General features: G+C 66.9%; 16 protein-coding genes. 5 read left to right on the top strand and 11 right to left on the bottom strand.

Translation table 11 applies throughout. From position 1 onward, the window contains the following. The first annotated feature begins 257 nt into the window (after window positions 1-257). Window positions 258-1,304 (top strand): LacI family DNA-binding transcriptional regulator, encoded by a 1,047-nt coding sequence (locus tag BM353_RS01305; RefSeq protein WP_092075826.1) that lies wholly within the window; start codon window positions 258-260, stop codon window positions 1,302-1,304. Here the strand turns inward: BM353_RS01305 and BM353_RS01300 are convergent. Continuing rightward, window positions 1,281-3,725: a S8 family peptidase gene (locus tag BM353_RS01300; RefSeq protein ID WP_177220419.1), complete on the bottom strand. Its 2,445-nt coding sequence runs from the start codon at window positions 3,723-3,725 to the stop codon at window positions 1,281-1,283. The two genes, BM353_RS01305 and BM353_RS01300, sit on opposite strands and share 24 nt — an antisense overlap. A 168-nt stretch (window positions 3,726-3,893) precedes the next feature. Between BM353_RS01300 and lexA the strand changes: the two genes are divergently transcribed. Then, window positions 3,894-4,586 carry a transcriptional repressor LexA gene (lexA, locus tag BM353_RS01295; RefSeq protein ID WP_092075821.1) on the top strand — a complete coding sequence of 231 codons (693 nt, stop codon included), beginning with the start codon at window positions 3,894-3,896 and terminating at the stop codon, window positions 4,584-4,586. A 3-nt stretch (window positions 4,587-4,589) separates the two neighbouring features. On the opposite strand, the gene BM353_RS01290 is transcribed toward lexA, so the two are convergent. Beyond that, window positions 4,590-6,629 (bottom strand): ComEC/Rec2 family competence protein, encoded by a 2,040-nt coding sequence (locus tag BM353_RS01290; protein WP_092075819.1) that lies wholly within the window; start codon window positions 6,627-6,629, stop codon window positions 4,590-4,592. A gap of 80 nt (window positions 6,630-6,709) precedes the next feature. Between BM353_RS01290 and gltX the strand changes: the two genes are divergently transcribed. Then, a complete protein-coding gene (gltX, locus tag BM353_RS01285; protein ID WP_092075817.1) occupies window positions 6,710-8,113 on the top strand; it encodes a glutamate--tRNA ligase in 1,404 nt (467 codons plus the stop codon). A 55-nt stretch (window positions 8,114-8,168) separates the two neighbouring features. Continuing rightward, window positions 8,169-9,464, top strand: a complete 1,296-nt coding sequence (gene gltA / locus BM353_RS01280; protein WP_092075815.1) for a citrate synthase — start codon at window positions 8,169-8,171, stop codon at window positions 9,462-9,464. 267 nt (window positions 9,465-9,731) lie between these two features. On the opposite strand, the gene BM353_RS01275 is transcribed toward gltA, so the two are convergent. From BM353_RS01275 to BM353_RS01235, 9 genes are all read right to left on the bottom strand, one after another. Then, window positions 9,732-10,508 carry an enoyl-CoA hydratase-related protein gene (locus tag BM353_RS01275; RefSeq protein WP_092075813.1) on the bottom strand — a complete coding sequence of 259 codons (777 nt, stop codon included), beginning with the start codon at window positions 10,506-10,508 and terminating at the stop codon, window positions 9,732-9,734. Between the two features lie 73 nt (window positions 10,509-10,581). Continuing rightward, a complete protein-coding gene (locus BM353_RS01270) occupies window positions 10,582-11,061 on the bottom strand; it encodes a cytochrome c-type biogenesis protein (RefSeq protein WP_092075811.1) in 480 nt (159 codons plus the stop codon). Further along, window positions 11,058-13,022, bottom strand: a complete 1,965-nt coding sequence (locus tag BM353_RS01265; protein ID WP_092075809.1) for a heme lyase CcmF/NrfE family subunit — start codon at window positions 13,020-13,022, stop codon at window positions 11,058-11,060. Before BM353_RS01265 ends, BM353_RS01270 begins: the two co-directional genes overlap by 4 nt. A gap of 188 nt (window positions 13,023-13,210) precedes the next feature. Further along, complete coding sequence (locus BM353_RS01260; RefSeq protein ID WP_092075807.1) at window positions 13,211-13,786, bottom strand: holin family protein; 576 nt, start codon at window positions 13,784-13,786, stop codon at window positions 13,211-13,213. After that, window positions 13,777-14,388 (bottom strand): holin-associated N-acetylmuramidase, encoded by a 612-nt coding sequence (locus BM353_RS01255; RefSeq protein WP_092075805.1) that lies wholly within the window; start codon window positions 14,386-14,388, stop codon window positions 13,777-13,779. The genes BM353_RS01260 and BM353_RS01255 overlap by 10 nt, the downstream gene beginning before the upstream one ends. A gap of 69 nt (window positions 14,389-14,457) precedes the next feature. Further along, window positions 14,458-14,925, bottom strand: coding sequence for a cytochrome c maturation protein CcmE (gene ccmE, locus BM353_RS01250; RefSeq protein WP_092075803.1), 468 nt, complete (start codon window positions 14,923-14,925; stop codon window positions 14,458-14,460). 13 nt (window positions 14,926-14,938) lie between these two features. Next, window positions 14,939-15,967, bottom strand: a complete 1,029-nt coding sequence (gene argC, locus BM353_RS01245) for an N-acetyl-gamma-glutamyl-phosphate reductase (RefSeq protein WP_092076450.1) — start codon at window positions 15,965-15,967, stop codon at window positions 14,939-14,941. Window positions 15,968-16,011: 44 nt separating this feature from the next. Further along, window positions 16,012-16,824 carry a glutamate racemase gene (gene murI, locus BM353_RS01240; RefSeq protein ID WP_092075801.1) on the bottom strand — a complete coding sequence of 271 codons (813 nt, stop codon included), beginning with the start codon at window positions 16,822-16,824 and terminating at the stop codon, window positions 16,012-16,014. Continuing rightward, window positions 16,805-17,719, bottom strand: a complete 915-nt coding sequence (locus BM353_RS01235; protein ID WP_092075799.1) for a lysophospholipid acyltransferase family protein — start codon at window positions 17,717-17,719, stop codon at window positions 16,805-16,807. The genes murI and BM353_RS01235 overlap by 20 nt, the downstream gene beginning before the upstream one ends. 330 nt (window positions 17,720-18,049) lie before the next feature. Here BM353_RS01235 and BM353_RS01230 point away from each other — a divergent pair, with 330 nt between their 5' ends. After that, window positions 18,050-18,964, top strand: a complete 915-nt coding sequence (locus BM353_RS01230) for a LysR family transcriptional regulator (RefSeq protein WP_092076448.1) — start codon at window positions 18,050-18,052, stop codon at window positions 18,962-18,964. The last annotated feature ends 373 nt before the right edge of the window (window positions 18,965-19,337 follow it).

Below are 19,337 nucleotides of genomic sequence, written 5' to 3'. Positions count from 1 at the left end.
TCGCTCCCTCCTGCTCCACCGGCCAGCTTCGGGCCTTCGGTGTTTTTGCGCGCGCCGTCCCTGGGGGGCGGCGAATTTCTGGCACTGCTGCGGGGCACTGAGGGGTAAAACGCCGGTCAGACCGGCTACGCAAACGTTTGCAGCAATCGATTGCGTAAAAGCATTGCGCCTTTCGCGATTCTGTCAACAGGTTTCTGCAAACGATTGCGAAATCAGATTTTCCGCCTTATTTTCAGGTTTGGACATGAGGGCAGGACATGAAGCATCGGGTCACACTCAAGGATATCGCGCGCCATACCGGCGTTCATGTATCGACCGTGTCGCGCGCGCTTGACCCGGCGAAATCGACCACGATCTCGGACGGGATGCGCAAACAGATCACCGACGCCGCCAGTGCTCTGGGCTATCGGCCCAATCGGCTCGCAGCGGGTTTGCGCACCAACCGCTCCATGACCGTCGGCGTCATGATCCCCGACATCACCAACGCGCTTTTTCCGCCCATCGTGCGCGGGATCGAGAGCGTATTGGAGCCGCTCGGCTATGCCTCGATCTTGGTAAACACCGACAGCGAGCCCGAGCGCGAGGCCCGACTGGTCGAGGTGTTGCGTGACCGCGGGGTCGACGGGATCATCCACGCCGCGGCCCTGCGGCAGGATCCGACAATCGCCCGCGCCGCCGAGGCGGGCATGCCCGTGGTCACGCTCAACCGGCGCATTGAGGGCGCGGAAATTCCCTTTGTAATCAATGATGAAGACGCTGGAATTCGCTTGGCCGTCGCGCATCTCCACGGGCTTGGCCACCGCCGCATCGCCCATGTCGCCGGCCCGCAAAACCTCTCCACCGGGCAGCTGCGCGCCGAAGCCTTTCGCCGCGCCATCCGCGCGCTGGACCTGCCCGCCGACCCCCGACTCATCAGCGAAGCGCAGCGTTTCGACGAGGACGAGGGCGCGCGTGCCGCCGAGCATCTGCTCGACACCGCCCCGCCCTTCACCGCGATGGTCTGCGCCAATGACCGGCTCGCGCTCGGCGCGCTCTCGGTGCTTCGCGCGCGCGGGGTTCCTTGTCCCGCCGAGGTCTCTGTCACCGGGTTCAACAACATGCCGTTTCTTGACCGGATCGAACCGGCGCTGACCACTATCTCGATCCGGCAGGCCGAGGCCGGCGCGATTGCCGCAAGACGGCTCATCGCGCTGATCGGCGGCGAGGCGCCCGGCGGGATGCTGGAGACGGTCCTGCCGGTCGAGTTGGTCGTGCGTGGCAGTACAGGGCCCTGCCCGACCCTAGAATCTCCCCGAGATCTGTAGCCCAAGGAATGGCGTTCGGCCCGATGGCTCGAAGCGCAGCCCGCCCATGAGCGCCACCCGCCCTTGCGGCAGGCCGAGCCCGCCCTGATAGCTGAGCGTGAGGTCGATGGGCCGCGCGGCCTCCTCGACCTCGACGCTCATCTCGCGCCGGATCACGCCGGTGCTGCGCATCGCGCCCACCGCCGCGGGCCGCGCCTGGGGCAGCGAGAGATCAAGCCGGCCGGACGTGATCTGCAATGGGCTGGAAAGCGCGGCGACCACCGTCCCGGGTAGGCCAAGGGCCCCACGCGCGCCAAGCGCCACCCGGCCCGCGCGGCCACGCAGCCCCTCCCCGCCGGTCACGAGCCCGTCTTGCGAAAACTCGGTCACGCTCTGGATGGCCGTCACATCAAGGAACCCGCGTGCGGGCAGGCCGATTCGTCCGCCGAGCTCGATGAACCGCGTGCGCGCTGCGCCGCCCTGCCCCGCCGCGCCGAAAAACGCGCTGCCCAGCACCTCGCCCCGCTCGTCAATCCGACCAAGGCCGAGACGCAGTCGGCTCTCCCCCTTGCCCTGCCACTGCAGACCCAGCCGCGCCGCGCCGTTGCGTGCCGCGGTCGACGCGGTGGTCATCTCCGTGCTCAGCCGCAGCCCGTGCCCGAGCGCCACGTGCGAGAACGCCCGCAGATCGGCCTCCACCCAATCGAGCGGCGAGAGGTAATCGCGCGCGCCGCGCGCGCGGGTCACGCCAAACTGGACTGCCTCGCCCCCCTGATCCGGCGCCCCGAGGTCAGGCAGCGGCGCAGCGGCGGCGGTCACGATCGCGCCCGCGTCGATCGCATAGCCCCGGTCATAGGCGTCGCCCACCATGAGCGCCTGACCGTCCAGGGCCTGGCCAATCGCGGCGGCCAGCGGCGCGCTGGCAATGATCCCGGTCTCCGCCAGCGCCGTGGCCGGCCCCGCGACATCCTCGCCCTCATAGACCATGAGCTGCCCCTGCGGCAGGAGTGCGGCGCCCACGTCCAGCATCCCCTGTCCGTAGATCGCATCCACCCCCGGCGCCCCGAGATCCTGCGCCGTGTCGAAGAGGATCTGTGAGATTTCCGGGGTGGTGAGCTCGGGGCTCTGGCTCTTGAGGAGCGCAACCGCGCCGGAAACCAACGGCGCGGCGAAAGAGGTGCCGCTTGCGGTCAGGGTCGTGCCATTCAGCGCGGTGGTGCGGATGCTGATGCCGGGCGCGGCGAGGCAGAAGTCCATCGCCTGACCGCAACGGTTGGAAAAGCCCGCGATCTGGCCCGCGGTATCGGTGGCCACGGCGGCGATGATGTAGCCGTCATAGCGCGGAAAGAAGAGCGGGAGCCCCGCGGTGATGCTCACCTCGGCTTCGCTGTCGTTGCTGGCGGCGAAAACGATGGCGAGATCGTTGGCGACGGCGATGTCGAGCGCGTCGATCGCGCTGCTGCCGAGGAAATCGCGGACCTCGCGCGCGGAAGAGAAATCGGCCACGGTGCGGGCGCGCCCGCCGCTGTCGACGTAGGACCAGCTGTTGTTCATAACCGCCGCCCCCGCGCCCACGGAGCGGAGCAAGGCATCGGCGAAGACGGTGGGCGAAGTCGGATCGCGGGTCTCTTCCTCGCCCGGGACGCCCCTGAAGACGACGATTTGCGAGCCGAAGGCGATGCCTTGAGTGCCCGATCCGTTGCGTGCCGCAGCGGCGACGCCGGCGACGGCTGTCCCGTGCCCGTCTTCATCGGCGATGGCGTCGCTCTGGCCGTAGTAGCTGTAGCTGTTCGAAAGGTCGATCTTGCCGTCAAATTCGCTGTGAGCGAGGTCGATTCCGGTGTCGAGGATCGCGATGGTGACCCCCTGACCCTGCCCTCCAGCGGCGTAGCGCTCAGCCGCGCCGACCGCGTCGAGGCCGGTGCTGCGGGCGTATTCGCTGGTGCGGAAACTCGTGGCGTCCCCGGTCAGGACGGTGAAATCGAAGACCGTGACCGGCGAGCCCGGGATGGTCACGCGCGCCGCGTCGTCCTGCTCGTCCCCCTCCTCGCCGCCGCCCGCCAGAGCAAGCGCGGCCCCGGCCACGACAAGGCCGAGCCCGAGCCCTGCGCCCGCGCCAAGCCCCGGTGCGGCTGCCCCGCCGACCACGGCATTCGCCGGTGCCGTCCCGCCCGAGGCCGGGACGAGCACACCAATTTCCCGAAGATAGGCCCTCAGCAGCTCGGGCGACTGGCGCGCGAGCAATGCGCGAGCGGCGCCGTAACTGCCCGGATCGGCGCGAAAAGCCGCGACCAGCGCCCGAAGTATCTCAGCCTCGGACGCACCGGTGCTCAGCCCGAACGCGGCCAGGGACGCCGGATTGCCCTGTGCCACCGCGGCGCCGGAGCCCGCCGCGCAGAGCGCCAACGCCAAACCCAAAGCCCTGAACACCGACCAGATCACGCACACTACCTTCGCACCCCGCACCCCACCCGCAAGATGCATGGGTGAAGTGAGCCCAGCAGATCGGCAAAAGGCAAGAACAAAGCTCATGCAAGTTGACACAAAACAGGAACATCTATAGAACAAACCCCAGGAACCTTTGGAAAAAAGGGGCAAAGGAGCAGACTGATGCTGACAGCCAAGCAACGCGATTTGCTGAATTTCATCCACGCACGATTGCAGCGGGACGGGGTACCGCCGAGTTTTGACGAGATGAAGGAGGCGCTCGATCTGCGCTCCAAGTCGGGGATTCACCGGCTCATCACCGCGCTGGAAGAACGGGGCTTCATCCGGCGACTGGCGCACCGGGCGCGCGCGATCGAGATCGTCCGCCTGCCGGAGGCGATGCAGGATGGCGCTAGGCCGCGCGGAACCGGAGGCGCGAGCCGCCGCCTGACCGCTGCGGAAGGCCGAGGCGCGCCGCGCCCGAGCGCGGGGGCGACGGAGCTTCCCGTCATGGGGCGGATCGCGGCCGGTGTGCCGATTGCGGCGATCTCCGAAGTGGCGCGGCATATGCCCGTCCCCGATGCGATGCTCTCCAGCGGCGGTGATCACTATGCGCTTGAAGTCAAAGGCGATTCCATGGTTGGCGCCGGGATTCACGAAGGCGATATCGTTGTGCTGCGCCAGACCGATACCGCGCAGGACGGGGATATCGTCGTGGCGCTGGTCGAGGATGCGGAGGCCACGCTGAAGACCTTCCGCCGCCGGGAGGGCCGGATCGCACTTGAGGCGGCAAACCCGGCTTATGAAACGCGGATGCTGCGCGATGATCAGGTCGCCGTGCAGGGCCGGCTCGTGGGATTGATCCGCAGCTACTGAAGGTCAGGAACCCCGGCGTTTCGAGGCCGGGGTATTCCAGAGCCGCGCGCCGGATCGCTCGGCCGCGGTGATGATCCGCACCCCCGCCTCATCTGGATAGAGCGCCACCGCGCCGAGCCGGGAGAGCCGGGGCGGATCGAGGATGAGGCAGTCTTGTGGATTGAGCGCCTCGGGCGCGGGATGGGTGAGCACCAACACATCCACATCGCAACGGGTGAGCGCCGCCACCTCGCGCTTGGCGTGGACGTGGCGTATGGTGAAACCCTGCGCCAGTTCCGGTATCGCGCGCGCCGCCGCCGTGGCCTGTTCGCTGCCGTCGCCGTCGTTTTCCAGCCAGATTCCTGCGATGAACCCACTTCCCTTCTCGCGGCTGAGCACACGCCCCTCGGGGCCGAGCACCCCGACCAGAGCGCCCGTCTCCGCCACCAGCACCGGCGGGCGGCCCGGATGCCCCCAGAGCGCGAGCACCGCGAGCACCGGCGCGACGCCGATCCAGCGCGCCCGCCCTTGCCAGAGGATCACGAAGAGCACACCGACGCTCAGCACCGGCAAGGCATAGCCCGCCGGCGCCACGATCTGGCCCACCGCGCCGGGCAGGCCGGAGACCGTCTCTGCGACGCGCAGGATCCAGTCGAGTCCGAGTTTCATCGCGGCGAAGGCGAGCGGATCGAGTCCGAGAGGCCAGAGAAAGAGCGCAAGCACCGCCATCGGCATGATCAGGATCCCCATCACCGGCACGCTGACGAGATTGGCGATGAGGCCGTAATGTGAGGTCTGGTTGAAATGGGCGGCACCGAAGGGCGCGGTGGCGAGCCCCGCCACGGCAGACGACATCATGAGCGTGCCGATTGCGCGCAGCCATTTGGGCCCCAGACGCGGCGCGCTGCGCAGCTCGGCGAAGACGGCGATGAGCGCAGTGGTGGCGGCGAAGGACATCTGGAACCCGGGGCTCAGGAGGGATTCGGGGCGCAGGACCAGGACGATGATCGCGGCGATGGCCACGGCACGCAGGCTGAGCGCGCGCCGCCCGACGAGCATGGCGACCAGCGCCACGGCGACCATGACATAGGCGCGCTGCGTCGCGAGGCTTCCGCCCGAAAGCGCGAGATAGATCGTGGCGGCGAGGAGCGCGCCCACGGCGGCACACTTCTTGACCGGCCAGTTCAGCGCGATGCGCGGGATCGTGGCGAGGATGAGCCGCAACGCGCCGAAGACGAAGCCCGCGAGCAGGCCCATGTGCAGCCCCGAGATCGCGAGGAGGTGCGCGAGGTTGCTCTGGCGGAGGTGTTCCAGCGTCTGCTGGCCGATTTCGGAGCGGTCCCCGGTGGTGATCGCGGCGGCGACGGCGCCGGTCTCCCCCGGCAGTGCGGCGCGAACGTAGCGGGCAAGCGCCATGCGCAGACGAAAGACCCAGAGGTCTGCCGCGCCGCGCGCGGGCGGCTCCAGCGTCAGGACCGGCACGCGGGTGTAGCCCACGGCGCCGAGCTCCTGAAACCAGGCGTGGCGGCGGAAATCGAAACCGCCGGGTTCGGCCGGCCCGTTCGGCCCGGACAGATGGCCCGTCGCGATGATGCGCAGCCCCGGAACCGGGTCGACGAACCCCTGTTCCCCGTGCAGCGAAATGCGAACGCGCGCCGGGATGCGGGCGGGATCCATCCGGCGCAAGACGACCTGATCAAGCGTGAGGCGGAGCGCGTCGCTGGCGGAGCGGTCGATGCCGACGATGCGCCCCTCGATCGGTCCGTAGTAGCGAAAGCCCAGCACCGGTTCGGCCACCGAATGCGCGCGCAGCCCCCCGAGCGCGAGCCCCGCCAGCACCAGCCCCGCACCGATCGCGAGCGGCGCATAGAGGCCCAGAAGGCGCGGCGCGGCGAGGATCAGCGCCGCCGCCAGGACGCCCGCGGCCCAGAGCAGAGCCACGTCCGGTTCGGATTTCAAAGAGAAATAGAGGCCGATCCCAAGCGCGAGGCACACCGGCACCCAGGGAAAGAGGTGCCCGCGTTGCCGCAGGAGCAGGGGTCTGATGCCACCGGCGATGGGCAAGCCTTGTCACCTCCGGGTGAGCCCGCTAGACAAGCGCCGATGCTACGCCAAGCAGGGTTTCAAAAAGGTAAATCACCGCAATGTCAGGCCAGGTTGTCACGCGTTTCGCCCCGTCGCCCACGGGCTATCTGCACATCGGCGGCGCGCGCACGGCGCTGTTCAACTGGCTCTACGCGCGCGGGCGCGGCGGGCGCTTCCTGCTGCGCATCGAGGACACCGACCGGGCCCGCTCCACGCCGGAGGCCACGGCCGCGATCCTCAAGGGGCTGACGTGGCTCGGGCTCGACTGGGATGGCGAGCCGGTGAGCCAGGCGGCGGGCGCCGCGCGGCATGCGGAGGTCGCGCGCCAGCTTCTCGCGGAAGGAAAGGCCTACAAGTGCTTCGCAACGCAGGAAGAAATCGCCGCCTACCGTGAGGCGGCCCGCGCCGAAGGGCGCTCGACCCTCTTCCGCTCGCCCTGGCGAGACGCCGCGCCCGAGACCCACCCCGACCAGCCCTACGCGATCCGGATCAAGGCGCCGCTCGATGGCGAGACGGTGATCCGCGACGAGGTTCAGGGCGATGTGACGATCCGCAACGATCAACTCGACGACATGATCCTGCTGCGCTCGGACGGCACGCCCGTCTACATGCTCGCCGTGGTGGTCGATGACCATGACATGGGCGTGACCCATGTGATCCGGGGCGATGACCATCTCAACAACGCCGCGCGGCAAATGATGATCTATGAGGCCATGGGCTGGGACGTGCCGGTCTGGGCGCATATTCCGCTCATACACGGGGCTGACGGCAAGAAGCTCTCCAAGCGCCACGGCGCGCTCGGGGCGGAGGAATATCAAGCCATGGGCTTTCCCGCGGCGGGGATGCGCAACTACCTCGCGCGGCTCGGCTGGAGCCACGGGGATGACGAGGTCTTCACCGATGATCAGGCGCGCGCATGGTTCGATCTGGGCGGGATCGGCAAGGCGCCGGCGCGGTTCGATCTGAAGAAGCTGGAGAATATCTGCGGTCAACACATGGGCATGATGGAAGATGCTGCGGTGCTGCATGAGCTGGCGGGCTATCTGGAGGCCGCGGGCCTCCCCGCGCTCACCGACGCGCAAAGCGCGCAGCTGCGTCCGGCGATTTCCTTCTTGAAGCAAAGCGCGAAGACATTCCCCCAACTCGTTGATAAAGCGCACTTTGCCCTTGCGTCACGGCCCATCGAACCCGATGCCAAATCCGCAAAAGCCCTCTCGGACGAGGCGCGCGCACTGCTTAGAGATTTGACGCCGCAGCTGCAAAATGCTAGCTGGAGCCGTGATGATCTGGAGACCGCTTTGGGCGGTTTTGCCGAGAGCCACGGGATGGGTTTCGGAAAGCTGGCCGGCCCGCTGCGCGCGGCACTGGCCGGCCGCAGTGTAACGCCGAGTGTGTTTGACATGATGCTCGTTCTGGGTCGCGATGAAAGCCTCGCCCGGATCAATGACGCCGCTTCCGGCTAAAATCGGCAGCAGCATAGACAGGCCCCCGCCCCGGCGGCGCCATTTGACAAGAGGAATGCCTATGACGGATCGCAGCGCCAAGCTCACCATAGATGACACGGAAATCGAGCTTCCGATTTTGTCGCCCACCGCGGGTCCCGATGTTCTCGACATCCGCAAACTCTATGCCCAGGCCGGCGTTTTCACCTACGATCCAGGCTATACGTCGACCGCAAGCTGCGACAGCACCATCACCTTCATCGACGGCGACAAGGGCGAGCTGCTGCACCGCGGCTACCCGATCGACCAGCTCGCGGGAAAATCGCATTACCTCGAAGTGTGCTACCTTCTGCTCTACGGCGAGCTGCCCACGGCGGCGCAACTTGAGGACTTCGAGAACCGTGTGACCAATCACACGATGCTGCACGAGCAAATGCAGTATTTCTTCCGTGGCTTCCGCCGCGATGCGCACCCGATGGCGATCATGACCGGCGTGGTCGGCGCGATGTCGGCCTTCTATCACGACAGCACAGACATCGCGGATCCGTGGCAGCGCGAGGTCGCGTCGCTCCGGATGATCGCCAAGATGCCGACGATCGCGGCCTGGGCCTACAAGTATTCCATCGGCCAGCCCTTCGTCTATCCGCGCAACGATCTGGACTATGCGTCTAACTTCCTGCGCATGTGCTTTGCCGTCCCGGCCGAAGAGTACGAGGTGAACCCGATCCTGAGCCGCGCGATGGACCGGATCTTCACCCTGCACGCCGATCACGAGCAGAACGCCTCCACCTCCACCGTGCGTCTGGCCTCCTCGTCGGGGGCGAACCCGTTCGCCTGTATCGCCGCGGGCATCGCCTGTCTCTGGGGGCCCGCGCATGGCGGCGCCAACCAGGCCTGTCTCGAGATGCTGCGCGAGATCGGCACGCCGAACCGCATTCCCGAGTATATCGAGCGCGCCAAGGACAAGAACGATCCGTTCCGTCTGATGGGCTTTGGCCACCGGGTCTACAAGAACCACGATCCGCGCGCGACGGTGATGAAACAATCCGCCGACGAAGTGCTGGATCTTCTCGGCGTGGAAGACAATCCGCTGTTGCAGGTCGCCAAGGAGCTGGAGCGCAAGGCGCTGGAGGATCCCTACTTCACCGAGAAGAAGCTTTTCCCGAACGTCGATTTCTACTCCGGGATCATCCTCGAAGCAATGGGCTTCCCGACCTCGATGTTCACCCCGATCTTCGCGGTGTCGCGCACGGTCGGATGGATTTCCCAGTGGAAAGAGATGATCGAGGATCCGGCGATGAAAATCGGCCGCCCGCGTCAGCTCTACCTCGGCGCCACCACGCGCGACTACCAGGATATCGAAGACCGCTGAGCGCGGGCTTCACGGCGAAAACAGAACAAGCGGTCCGGACTCCGGGCCGCTTTTTTCGTGTCCTGTCTCGCTCGAAAAGCCGGGCCAGCGCCTGCCCGTAGGGTGGCGCTCCGACATATGTTCGGTGCAGTTTATCGCACCAATCACTTCCCATGTCGGAGGTCGACGCATCGGTCGAAAAGCGCCAGCCCGCCGGGACGGGCAGGCGCTGGCCCGGCGGCCCTGCGGGCCTTGTTCCGGGCCTGATGACATCTTTTGTGCGGGCGCTTACCGCCCTTCGTAGCTTGGGGGGCGCTTTTGCAAAAAGGCCATGACCCCCTCGCTGAAATCCCGCGTCTTGCCGCATTCGCCCTGCAACTGGGCCTCCAGCGCGAGTTGCTCGTCGAGGCTGTTCTCAAAGGAGCCGCGCAGCGCCGTCTTGAGGTGCTGGTAGGCCACGGTTGGCCCGGCGGCGAGCTTGGCGGCGCGGGATTGCCAATGGGCCTCGAATTCGGCGTCCGCCACGGCCTCATAGATCATGCCCCAGTCGGCGGCCTGCCGGGCGCTGATCTGGTCGGCGAAGAGCGCGGCGCCCATGGCCCGGGCGGAGCCGATCTGGCGCGGCAGGAAATAGGTGCCGCCCGCGTCCGGGATGAGGCCGATGCGGGTGAAGGCCTGTACGAAATAGGAGCTCTCGGTCGCGATCACCACGTCGGCGGCGAGCGCGAGGTTGGCCCCTGCCCCCGCGGCCGGGCCGTTCACGGCGGAGATGGTGGGGATGCGGCTGTTCACGATGGCATTCAGCATGGGCACGTATTCGTCGCGCAGGGTGCGCTCCACGTCGAGGCTTGCGGCCGAGCCGCCATCGCCCAGATCCTGACCCGAGCAGAAGGCCCGGCCGCGCCCCGTGAGCACGATCGCCCGCGCCGCGGTTTGCGCCGCCGTCACCGCGTGGGTGATCTCGGCGCGCATCTGGGAATTGAGCGCGTTCATCACGTCGGGGCGGTTCAGCGCCACCACGGCCACGCCCTCGCGGACCTCGTATTCGATCGCATCGTAAATCATGGCGCCCCTCGCGTGCTGTGATCCTGCTGTCGGAATAGGAGATGGTGGCGCATCGGCAAAGGAGAACCCTGCGTCACCGGGGCCCGGGCTCAGACCCGAGCAGGGCCTTGAGCCGTGCGGTCTCCTCCGGGCTGAGCGGAGTGTCCGCCGCTTCCGGCGCGCGCGCCCGGCGGCGCAGATAGCCCCCCGCGATCACCAGCGCGAGGAGAAGCATCAGCGGCCCCGCGCCCCAGAGCAGCCAGTTGCCCCCGCCAACGCGCGGGCGCAGCAAGACAAACTCGCCGTAGCGCGCGACGATGAAATCCACCACCTCCGCGTCGCTGTCCCCCGCCACGAGCCGGTCGCGCACCAAAAGGCGCAGATCGCGCGCAAGCGGCGCGTTGCTCTCATCGATGCTCTCGTTCTGGCAAACGAGGCAGCGCAGGCCGGCTGAAATACCGCGCGCGCGCGTTTCGAGGCCCGGATCATCAAGGACCTCATCAGGTTGGACCGCGACAAGCGGCGCCGCGAGAAGGCAAAGGATCAGCGCCGGTATGAGAGCGAGGCGCCTCATTCCGCCGGCACCGCATCCCGCGCAGCGCGGCCTGCGCCCGCCGCCACGCGGAAGCGCCGGTCGGTCAGGCTCAGCGTTCCGCCGAGGGCCATGATGACCGCCCCCGCCCATATCCAGTTGGCGAAGGGTTTGACATAGGTGCGCACCGCCCAGCCGCCACCGACTTGCGGATCGCCGAGCACGACGTAGAGATCACGCAGCACGCCGTTGTCGATCGCGGCCTCGGTGGTGGGCATTTTCGCGACGGGATAGACGCGTTTTTCAGGATAGAGCCTGGCCACGAGATCGCCCCCGCGCGCGAGGGTGATCTCGCCCTTGGTGCTTAGATAGTTGGGCCCGCGGACCTCCTCCACGCCGCGCAAGGTCACCTCGTAGCCCGCCACTTCGAAGGGCACGCCGATCTCGGCGACGCGGATATCCTCGACCTCCCAGGCGGTCATGCCGGCGATGCCGAAGATGGTGATCCCGAGCCCCGCATGGGCCACCGCCTTGCCCCATTCAGAGCGCGGCAAGCGCCTCAGGCGCGCAAGGCTTGGACGCTGGCCCGCGCGCAGGAGCAGATCGCGCGCCGCGCCGCCCAAAACCCACGCGCCAAGCCCCGCGCCCACCGGGCCCATGAGGCTGCGGCCCGATTGCACGGCCCAGACGAGCCCCGCCAGAGCCAGCGCCAACACCGCGACAAATCGCAATTGCCAGAGCACCCGGCCGAGCCGCGCGCGTTTCCACGGCAGCATCGCACCCACCGGCAGGATCAGCGCGAGCAGGATCATGAAGGGGGTGAAGGCGAGGTTGAAGAACGGCGCGCCGACGCTGAGCTTGCGGTCCATCAGGAGCTCGGCCACGAGCGGCCAGATCGTCCCGGTGAAGACCACGAAGCAACTCACGGCGAGCAGGATGTTGTTGGAAACAAGCGCCGATTCCCGGCTCACGAGGCCGAAGACGCCCTTGGCCTCGAGGCTCGCCGCACGGGCGGCGAACAGCGTGAGCGCCCCGCCGAGGAACACCCCGAGGATCGCGAGGATCACCACACCGCGTTCGGGATCATTGGCGAAGGCATGGACCGACGTCAGCACGCCGGAGCGGACGATGAATGTCCCGATCAGCGAAAAGCCGAAAGCGAGGATGGCGAGCAGGATCGTCCATGCCTTCAGGCTCTCGCGCTTCTCCACCACAATTGCGGAATGCAGGAGCGCCGCGGCCAGAAGCCAGGGCATGAAGGAGGCGTTTTCGACAGGGTCCCAGAACCAGTAGCCGCCCCAGCCAAGCTCGTAATAGGCCCACCAGCTGCCCAAGGCGATGCCGAGCGTGAGGAAGAGCCAGGCGGCCAGCGTCCAGGGCCGGACCCAGCGGCCCCAGGCGGCATCAACCCGGCCTTCGATCAGGGCCGCGACCGCGAAGGAGAAAGCCATCGAGAGGCCAACATAGCCGAGATAGAGGAAAGGCGGGTGAAACGCGAGGCCGGGATCCTGCAAGAGCGGGTTGAGGTCCTGCCCGTCGAAGGGTGGAACGGCCACGCGCAGGAAGGGGTTGGAGGTGAAGAGCGTAAAGCCGATGAAGGCCACACCGATCGCCGCCTGCACCGAGAGGACGCGCGCGCGCAGGGTCGGCGGCAATGCCCCGCCGAACCACGCGCCGCAGGCCCCGAAGAGCGTCAGGATCAGGACCCAGAGCAGGAGCGAGCCCTCGTGGTTCCCCCAGACCCCGGTGATCTTGTAGAGCATCGGTTTGAGCGAGTGGGAGTTCAGCACCACGAGGCGCAGGCTGAAGTCGGAGGTGACGAAGGCGTGGGTGAGCGCGCCGAAGGAGAGCGCCACGAGCGCGAACTGGATCGTGGCTGCGGGCTCGGCGACGGCCATCCAGCCGGGCCAACGTTTATGCGCGCCGATCATCGGCACGACGGCCTGCACGATCGCGACGAGGAATGCGAGGATCAGGGCGAAATGGCCTAGCTCTGTGATCATGCGGCAAGATATACCCGCGTGGGCGCGGCCCGCCAATGCCAAAGCGTCGCAGGCAAGCCGGGCGCCGCCTATCCCGCGCTGAGCCTGTCAGGTTGACACCTGCACTCCGGTACCCCGCACAAGAACAAAGGCGACCCGAGGGGGCCGCCTTTCCTGCCGTATGATCTTTGCCTCAATCCTTGAACGCGTCAGGTCAACGACTGTTTCCACGCCTCCAGCGCCGGATTTTCTCCCGATTTGGTGGCGGTTTTCTCCAGCACCGCATCGGGCCCCGTCTCGGCCACGCCGACGACATCCGAGCGCAACCGGTCCAGCGCGCCGATGTTCTCGACAACCGCCGGCGTGCGCGCCACGGTGTCGGCGATGGAGCGCTGGAACTCCTGGCCCTTGGCCTGATGCCGCGCGCCGAAGTAGAACGACACGATCGCGCCCAGGAGCCACCAGAGCGGCTCGGGCACCAGCGCGATGCCCTGCATCCGGCTGGCGAACCAGACCGGATCGACCATCGCCGCGCCGAAAAGGCCAAGCGTGCCGAGCGCCATGGCGGGCCGCGGAATGCGGTTGAGCCCGTCCATGAACCCGTCGAACCAGCCCTTGCCACCGCGGGTAAACTCGGCCGAATGGGACGCCATCGCCGCCGCGTGCATCTGGAACGCCCGCTTCGACTCGGCCTCGCGGTTGACGCGAAACACCTCGGCCGTGTCGACCAAAACATTGCGCCCGCCGCCGAACACCGCGCCCAAGATCCCGTCAATCAACCCCATTTCGCGACCCTTTCCTGAAAGCCGCGCGTATCGAGATGATATTGCGGGGCGATGAACTCTTCTGCACGGCGGATCCACCCGCCCTTGTCGCCGGCGCGGCTGCGCGCGTATTTCCGGCTCGCCGGGCGGCGGTCGGCAATGGCGAAGTAGTAGTTGCGACGGGCAATCCCGTAGGCATCGGCCAGATGATCGGGCGCCACGCGATAGGCATCATGCGCCGCCTTGATCGTGTTGGGGCCGATCACCCCGTCGGCCACGCAAGGAAAATGCATCTGCGTCAGCAGCCGCTGCAAGATCTTGATCGCGTTGCCGCCAGCATTGACATACATGTCGAAAACCGACGGCTGGAGCACCTTGGGCAACTCCGCGACCCGGGGTTTTTCGAAGTAGTGCCGGATGAAAATGTCAACCGCCTGCTCCTTTGTCAGCCGCCGTACATCCGCCACGTCCACATCCCCATCGCCATCGAGGTCGAGCCTCAACCGACGCATGGTGTGGATCGTGACACCATAGTTTGTCGCCCCACCCGGATCGTCCGGGTCATTGACGAAGCCGCCTTCGCGGGCGACGATTTCTTCTGCTATTTCACGCACCGTGGGCATTTGAGCGTACTCCTGCTCGCATGTCCCTCCGTCCACACTGCCACCGCTGAGCAGAATGCCCCGCCTGCGTTAACGATTTCCCTCCGCTGCGTCCGGCTCGCGGTAGACGCCCTGATCCTTGAGCGCGTCCACCACTTCCTTCGGCATGTAGGTCTCATCATGTTTGGCAAGAATCTCAGAGGCTTCGAACGTGCCATCTATGTATTTTCCGGTACCGACCATGCCTTGATTCTCGGCAAAGAGATCCGGCAGGACACCGCGAAACACAACCGGAACGGACGCGCCGCCGTCGGTCACGCGGAAGCGGACGACGCCGCCCTGCCCGCGCTGGAGGCTGCCGTCCTCGACCAGCCCGCCGATGCGGAACGTCTCCCCCGGGCCGGGCGGCTCGGAGACAACCTCGCTCGGGGCGCGAAAGTAGTTGATCCCGTCGCGTAGCGCGTAGCCGACCAGCGCGGTGGCGAGTGTCAGGGCCACCACCGCGATGGCGATGATCTGGATCCGCCGTTTCTTCTTCAGTCCGCCGAGCGCTGCCATCGCCTGCCTCCGATCACGGGTAACACGGCGCGAGCATGAGGCCGCGGGTTTCCGGCTCGCCGAGCATCAGGTTGGCGTTCTGAAGCGCCTGCCCGCTGCTGCCTTTGGTGAGGTTGTCGAGCGCCGCCGTGATCACCGTGCGGCCCGGGATCCGATCCGCCGCGACGCCGATATCGCAAAAATTGGAGCCGCGCACGTGATGGGTCGATGGGGTCTGCCCCAGCGGCAGAAGCCGCAGGAAGGGCTCACCCGCATACGCCTCGGCAAAGGCCGCATGGATCGCCTCGGCCTCACCCCGGACATAGCCGGTGGCGAGGATGCCGCGGTTGAAGGGGCCGAGGTGAGGCGTGAACTGGATGCGCACGTCGCGGCCCGCGAGCGCGCTGAATTCCTGATCGAATTCGCCCAGATGCCGGTGCGTCCCGCCGACCGCATAGGCCTGCACCCCTTCGGAAAGCTCTGCATGAAGCAGGTTTTCCTTCAGGCTCCGCCCTGCCCCGCTCACGCCGCAGATGAGATCGAGGATGATGTCATCGAGCCCGATCACGCCCGCCGAAATCAAGGGCCGAAGGAGGTATTGCCCCGTGGCCGCGTTGCAGCCCGTGCCCGCCACCAGCCGCGCGGCGCGGATCTCGGCGCGGTAGAACTCGGTGAGCCCGTAGACAGCCTCGCCCTGCATCTCCACCGCCGTGTGCGGGTTGCCGTACCACGTCTCATAGGCGGCCGGATCGCGCAGCCGGAAGTCGGCCGAGAGATCGACAACGCGCAGATCGCGCGGCAGGGCGGCGATGACCCCCTGGCTGGTCTTGTGCGGCAGGGCGCAGAAGCAGAGATCGATGCCGGAGAAATCGATCTCATCGATCTTGCTCATGACCGGCAGGTCGAGATGGCGCAGATGGGGGAAGACCTCGGCCATGGTCTGGCCGGCCTTGGAATGCGCGCCGAGCGCGGTGATCTCCATGCCGCCATGGGTCGCGATGAGGCGAACGAGCTCGGCGCCGGTGTAGCCCGAGGCCCCGAGGATTGCGATTGAGTGGCTCATGGATGCCTCCATGTCGTTGGCGTCGTTGGGATGGGTGGCGCCCGTCAGGCGGGCGTGAAGCTGATCGGGCGGCGCAGGAACTGGGTCGCGCGCGACGAGACACGGCGCGGATCGCCGGTGGTGAGGAACATGCTTTCCTCGCCCGCCCCGCGCATCGCCGGATGGCGCTCAAGGTAGTCGGCAAGGCTCTCGGCCACCAGATCGGCTTGCGAGTAGACAGCCACATCGGGGCCAAGGGCGTCCTGAAACACCTCTTGCACCAGCGGGTAATGGGTGCAGCCCAGGATCGCCGCCTCGGGGCTGGGCATCTTGCGCGTGAGCGCGTCCACATGGCTGCGCACCAGCGCCTCGGCGAGGATCATGTCGCCATCCTCGATCGCATCGACCACCCCGCCGCAGGCCTGCGCCTCGACGTCCACACCGATGGCGCGGAACGCCAGCTCCCGCTGAAACGCGCGGCTGGCCACGGTCGCGGGCGTCGCAAAGAGCGCCACGTGTTTGACCGAGACCTCGCGCGGCGGCGAATTGTCGCCCCAGCTCCGTTCGGTCAAGGCCTCGATGAGGGGGACGAAAACACCAAGCACGCGCTTTTCCGGTGGGATCCAGCTCTCCTGCATCCGGCGCAGCGCCGCCGCCGAGGCGGTATTGCACGCAAGCACCACAAGATCGCAGCCCGCCGCCCACATCCGCTCCACCGCCGAGGTGGTCAGCGCATAGATGTCATCGGCATCGCGCACCCCGTACGGCGCATGGGCGTTGTCACCGAAATAGACGAAAGGCACATCGGGCAGCCGCTTGCTCACCGCGTCCAGGACCGTAAGCCCGCCCAGACCGCTGTCAAATATTCCCACCGCCATGGGTCCGCCCTGCATCCAGCTTGTGTTTGGCTTCGAATTCGAAGCCGTAGCCATAGGGCAGATCGGGCTCAGGCGCCAGTGCGTAAGTGGCGCGGCGCAGGAATTCCATGATCGCCCGGGTGTCGCCCTTGAGCGGCGCGATTTGCGCATGCGGGATCGGCTTGCCCACGGCAAGCCGCACGGGCCGATCCGTCCGCTGGCCGAATTCCTTGATCAAGAGCCCCATGCGCAGGGTGCAATGCAGATGGCTCGCGAGCTGGAACAGGCGGCTGTTGTGGCCGTCGAAATAGATCGGGACGATCTGCGCATCGCTGCGGGCGATCATCCGGGCGGTGAAGCCGCGCCAATAGGGATCGAAGGGCCGCGCCATGGGCGTGGCGCTTGTGCTAACCGTCCCGCCGGGGAAGATGCCGATGGCCCCGCCCGAGGACAGATAGCTCAGCGCCTCGCGCCGGGTTTGGAGGTTGAGGGCCAGCGCCTCCTTGGTCTCGTCGAAGGAGATCGGCAGGATGATCTTGTCCAGCTCGCGCGCCTTGCGGAAAACCCGGTGGGCCAGGATGCGGAAATCGCCCTCGCGCCGGACCGACAGGATATGGCCCATGATGAGCCCGTCGAGAATGCCGTAGGGGTGGTTGGCGATGAGGATCAGCGGCCCCTCGCGCGGGATGTCCTCCAGCGAGCCGCGGATCACGTCGAGCGAGAGCCCGTAGCGTTCCACCATCACCTCCCAGAAATCGCGCCCCGCCGCGACCTCGTCCTCATAGCCGCGCGCCCGGCGGATCAGCCGGATCCGGCCGGTGGCATTTTCCATCACCCGGATGAGCGCGCGCCCGGCGCGGGTCTCGGCGGAATGGCTGTAGCTGATGTCTCTGGCGATCTGGGGAGGCTTGAGCATGGCTGTCTCTGCGCTTGGCACGGCGTGGGGCTTGAGGTGGGCGGGACTCGAAAAACTTGCGCGTCCTTACTCCACAAACCGCCCGTTTCGGAAGCAAAATGATCCCTGCCAGTGCGTTTTCCGGGCATCTTGCGCCCCGCGCCCCGCCCCGGCGACACGCGCCCTTTCCCCGCCCCGACCGATCCGACAGTTGCGCCCCTTCGGGCACATTCGGGATTTTTTGCCGGATTTCGGCTCATTCCGCTTAGAGCGGGGGGCGATTTCGGCGATGGTGCGGTGCGATTCGTGAACGAGTTAACCTTGTAGTTGTGGTAAATGAGGCAGGCGATGATGGACTGGGATAAATTGCGGATATTTCATGCGGTGGCCGATGCGGGCAGCCTCACCCATGCGGGCGATGTGCTCCATCTCAGCCAATCCGCCGTCAGCCGCCAGATCCGTGCGCTGGAGGACAGCCTCGGCGCGACGCTCTTTCACCGCCACGCGCGCGGGCTCATCCTGACCGAACAGGGCGAGCTTCTGTTCGATGCGACGGCGGCGATGGCCAAGCGGCTCGAAACCGCCTCGGCGCGCATTCGCGACAGCGAGGAAGAGGTCTTCGGCGAGTTGCGCGTGACCACCACCATCGGCTTCGGCACGCTCTGGCTCGCGCCGCGGCTGGCCAAGCTCTACGAGAAATACCCCGAACTCAACATCGACCTGATGCTCGAAGAGCGCGTGTTGGACCTGCCGATGCGCGAGGCCGATGTGGCGATCCGGATGAAAGAGCCGAGCCAGGCGGACCTCGTGCGCAAGCGGCTCATGAGCGTGAACATGCGCCTTTATGCCTCGCCCGAATATATCGCCACCCATGGCCAGCCCCAGACCATGGCCGATATCACCAACTATCGCCTGATCTCGCAAAACGTCTCCTCCGCCCAGGTCGGCGCCGGCGCCCAGCTGGTGCAGGAGCTGTGGAGCAACGACGTCCCCTCGCGGCTGCTGGTCAACAACTACTTCGGCGTGCTTCAGGCGGTGCGCAACCACCTCGGCATCGGGGTGCTGCCGCATTACCTCAGCTTCGAGTTCCCCGATCTGGTTCGGGTCCTGCCCGAGATCGAATCCTCAGACATCCCCGTCTTCTTCGCCTTCCCCGAGGAATTGCGCCAATCGCGCCGCGTCGCGGTCTTCCGCGATTTCGTGCAGGAGGAAATCACCGCCCAGCGGCGCATGCTGCGCGAGACCGGGCGCGACACCGCGGCCTGAGCGCCCTCCCCCTGACCAGAACGTCCCCGAAAGTTCGGCGGCTTCCGCGCCGCTCGGAGTGCGACCGCATGGACCAGCCATGCGTTCGGCGCATATCGGCTATGCCGCTCAACCCGGCCCTCAACGCTTGATCGCTTTCAGACTGCACACTATCTGAGCCCGGAAGGCGATGATTGCTTAATCGCACATCATCTTCATACCTCCCTGTTGGACTTCGGCCGAGCTTAGTGCTCGGCCTTTTTTTTGGCCATGCGCGCGGCTCCGCCCCACGCACACAGCGCTCCGAACCCTTGCACGCAAGCGCAAAGCGCGCCCCGTGCCCCGTCCCTGCGTCGGGTCTACCCGCCTGGGCTGAATCCGCGCGCGGCCTTTC

Source organism: Poseidonocella sedimentorum, assembly GCF_900116005.1.
Lineage (GTDB): Bacteria > Pseudomonadota > Alphaproteobacteria > Rhodobacterales > Rhodobacteraceae > Poseidonocella > Poseidonocella sedimentorum.
This window is presented reverse-complemented; position numbering and strand designations above follow the sequence as displayed.

Bases quoted from the DNA above. Each gene is read 5' to 3' on its own strand.
- BM353_RS01275 (WP_092075813.1), bottom strand. From the start codon at position 10,508: ATGATTTACGATGCGATCGAATACGAGGTCCGCGAGGGCGTGGCCGTG.
- BM353_RS01255 (WP_092075805.1), bottom strand. From the start codon at position 14,388: ATGCCCACGGTGCGTGAAATAGCAGAAGAAATCGTCGCCCGCGAAGGC.
- BM353_RS01270 (WP_092075811.1), bottom strand. From the start codon at position 11,061: ATGAGGCGCCTCGCTCTCATACCGGCGCTGATCCTTTGCCTTCTCGCG.
- ccmE (WP_092075803.1), bottom strand. From the start codon at position 14,925: ATGGCAGCGCTCGGCGGACTGAAGAAGAAACGGCGGATCCAGATCATC.
- BM353_RS01230 (WP_092076448.1), top strand. From the start codon at position 18,050: ATGGACTGGGATAAATTGCGGATATTTCATGCGGTGGCCGATGCGGGC.
- BM353_RS01265 (WP_092075809.1), bottom strand. From the start codon at position 13,022: ATGATCACAGAGCTAGGCCATTTCGCCCTGATCCTCGCATTCCTCGTC.
- BM353_RS01305 (WP_092075826.1), top strand. From the start codon at position 258: ATGAAGCATCGGGTCACACTCAAGGATATCGCGCGCCATACCGGCGTT.
- BM353_RS01260 (WP_092075807.1), bottom strand. From the start codon at position 13,786: ATGGGGTTGATTGACGGGATCTTGGGCGCGGTGTTCGGCGGCGGGCGC.
- argC (WP_092076450.1), bottom strand. From the start codon at position 15,967: ATGAGCCACTCAATCGCAATCCTCGGGGCCTCGGGCTACACCGGCGCC.
- BM353_RS01235 (WP_092075799.1), bottom strand. From the start codon at position 17,719: ATGCTCAAGCCTCCCCAGATCGCCAGAGACATCAGCTACAGCCATTCC.
- lexA (WP_092075821.1), top strand. From the start codon at position 3,894: ATGCTGACAGCCAAGCAACGCGATTTGCTGAATTTCATCCACGCACGA.
- gltX (WP_092075817.1), top strand. From the start codon at position 6,710: ATGTCAGGCCAGGTTGTCACGCGTTTCGCCCCGTCGCCCACGGGCTAT.
- murI (WP_092075801.1), bottom strand. From the start codon at position 16,824: ATGGCGGTGGGAATATTTGACAGCGGTCTGGGCGGGCTTACGGTCCTG.
- gltA (WP_092075815.1), top strand. From the start codon at position 8,169: ATGCCTATGACGGATCGCAGCGCCAAGCTCACCATAGATGACACGGAA.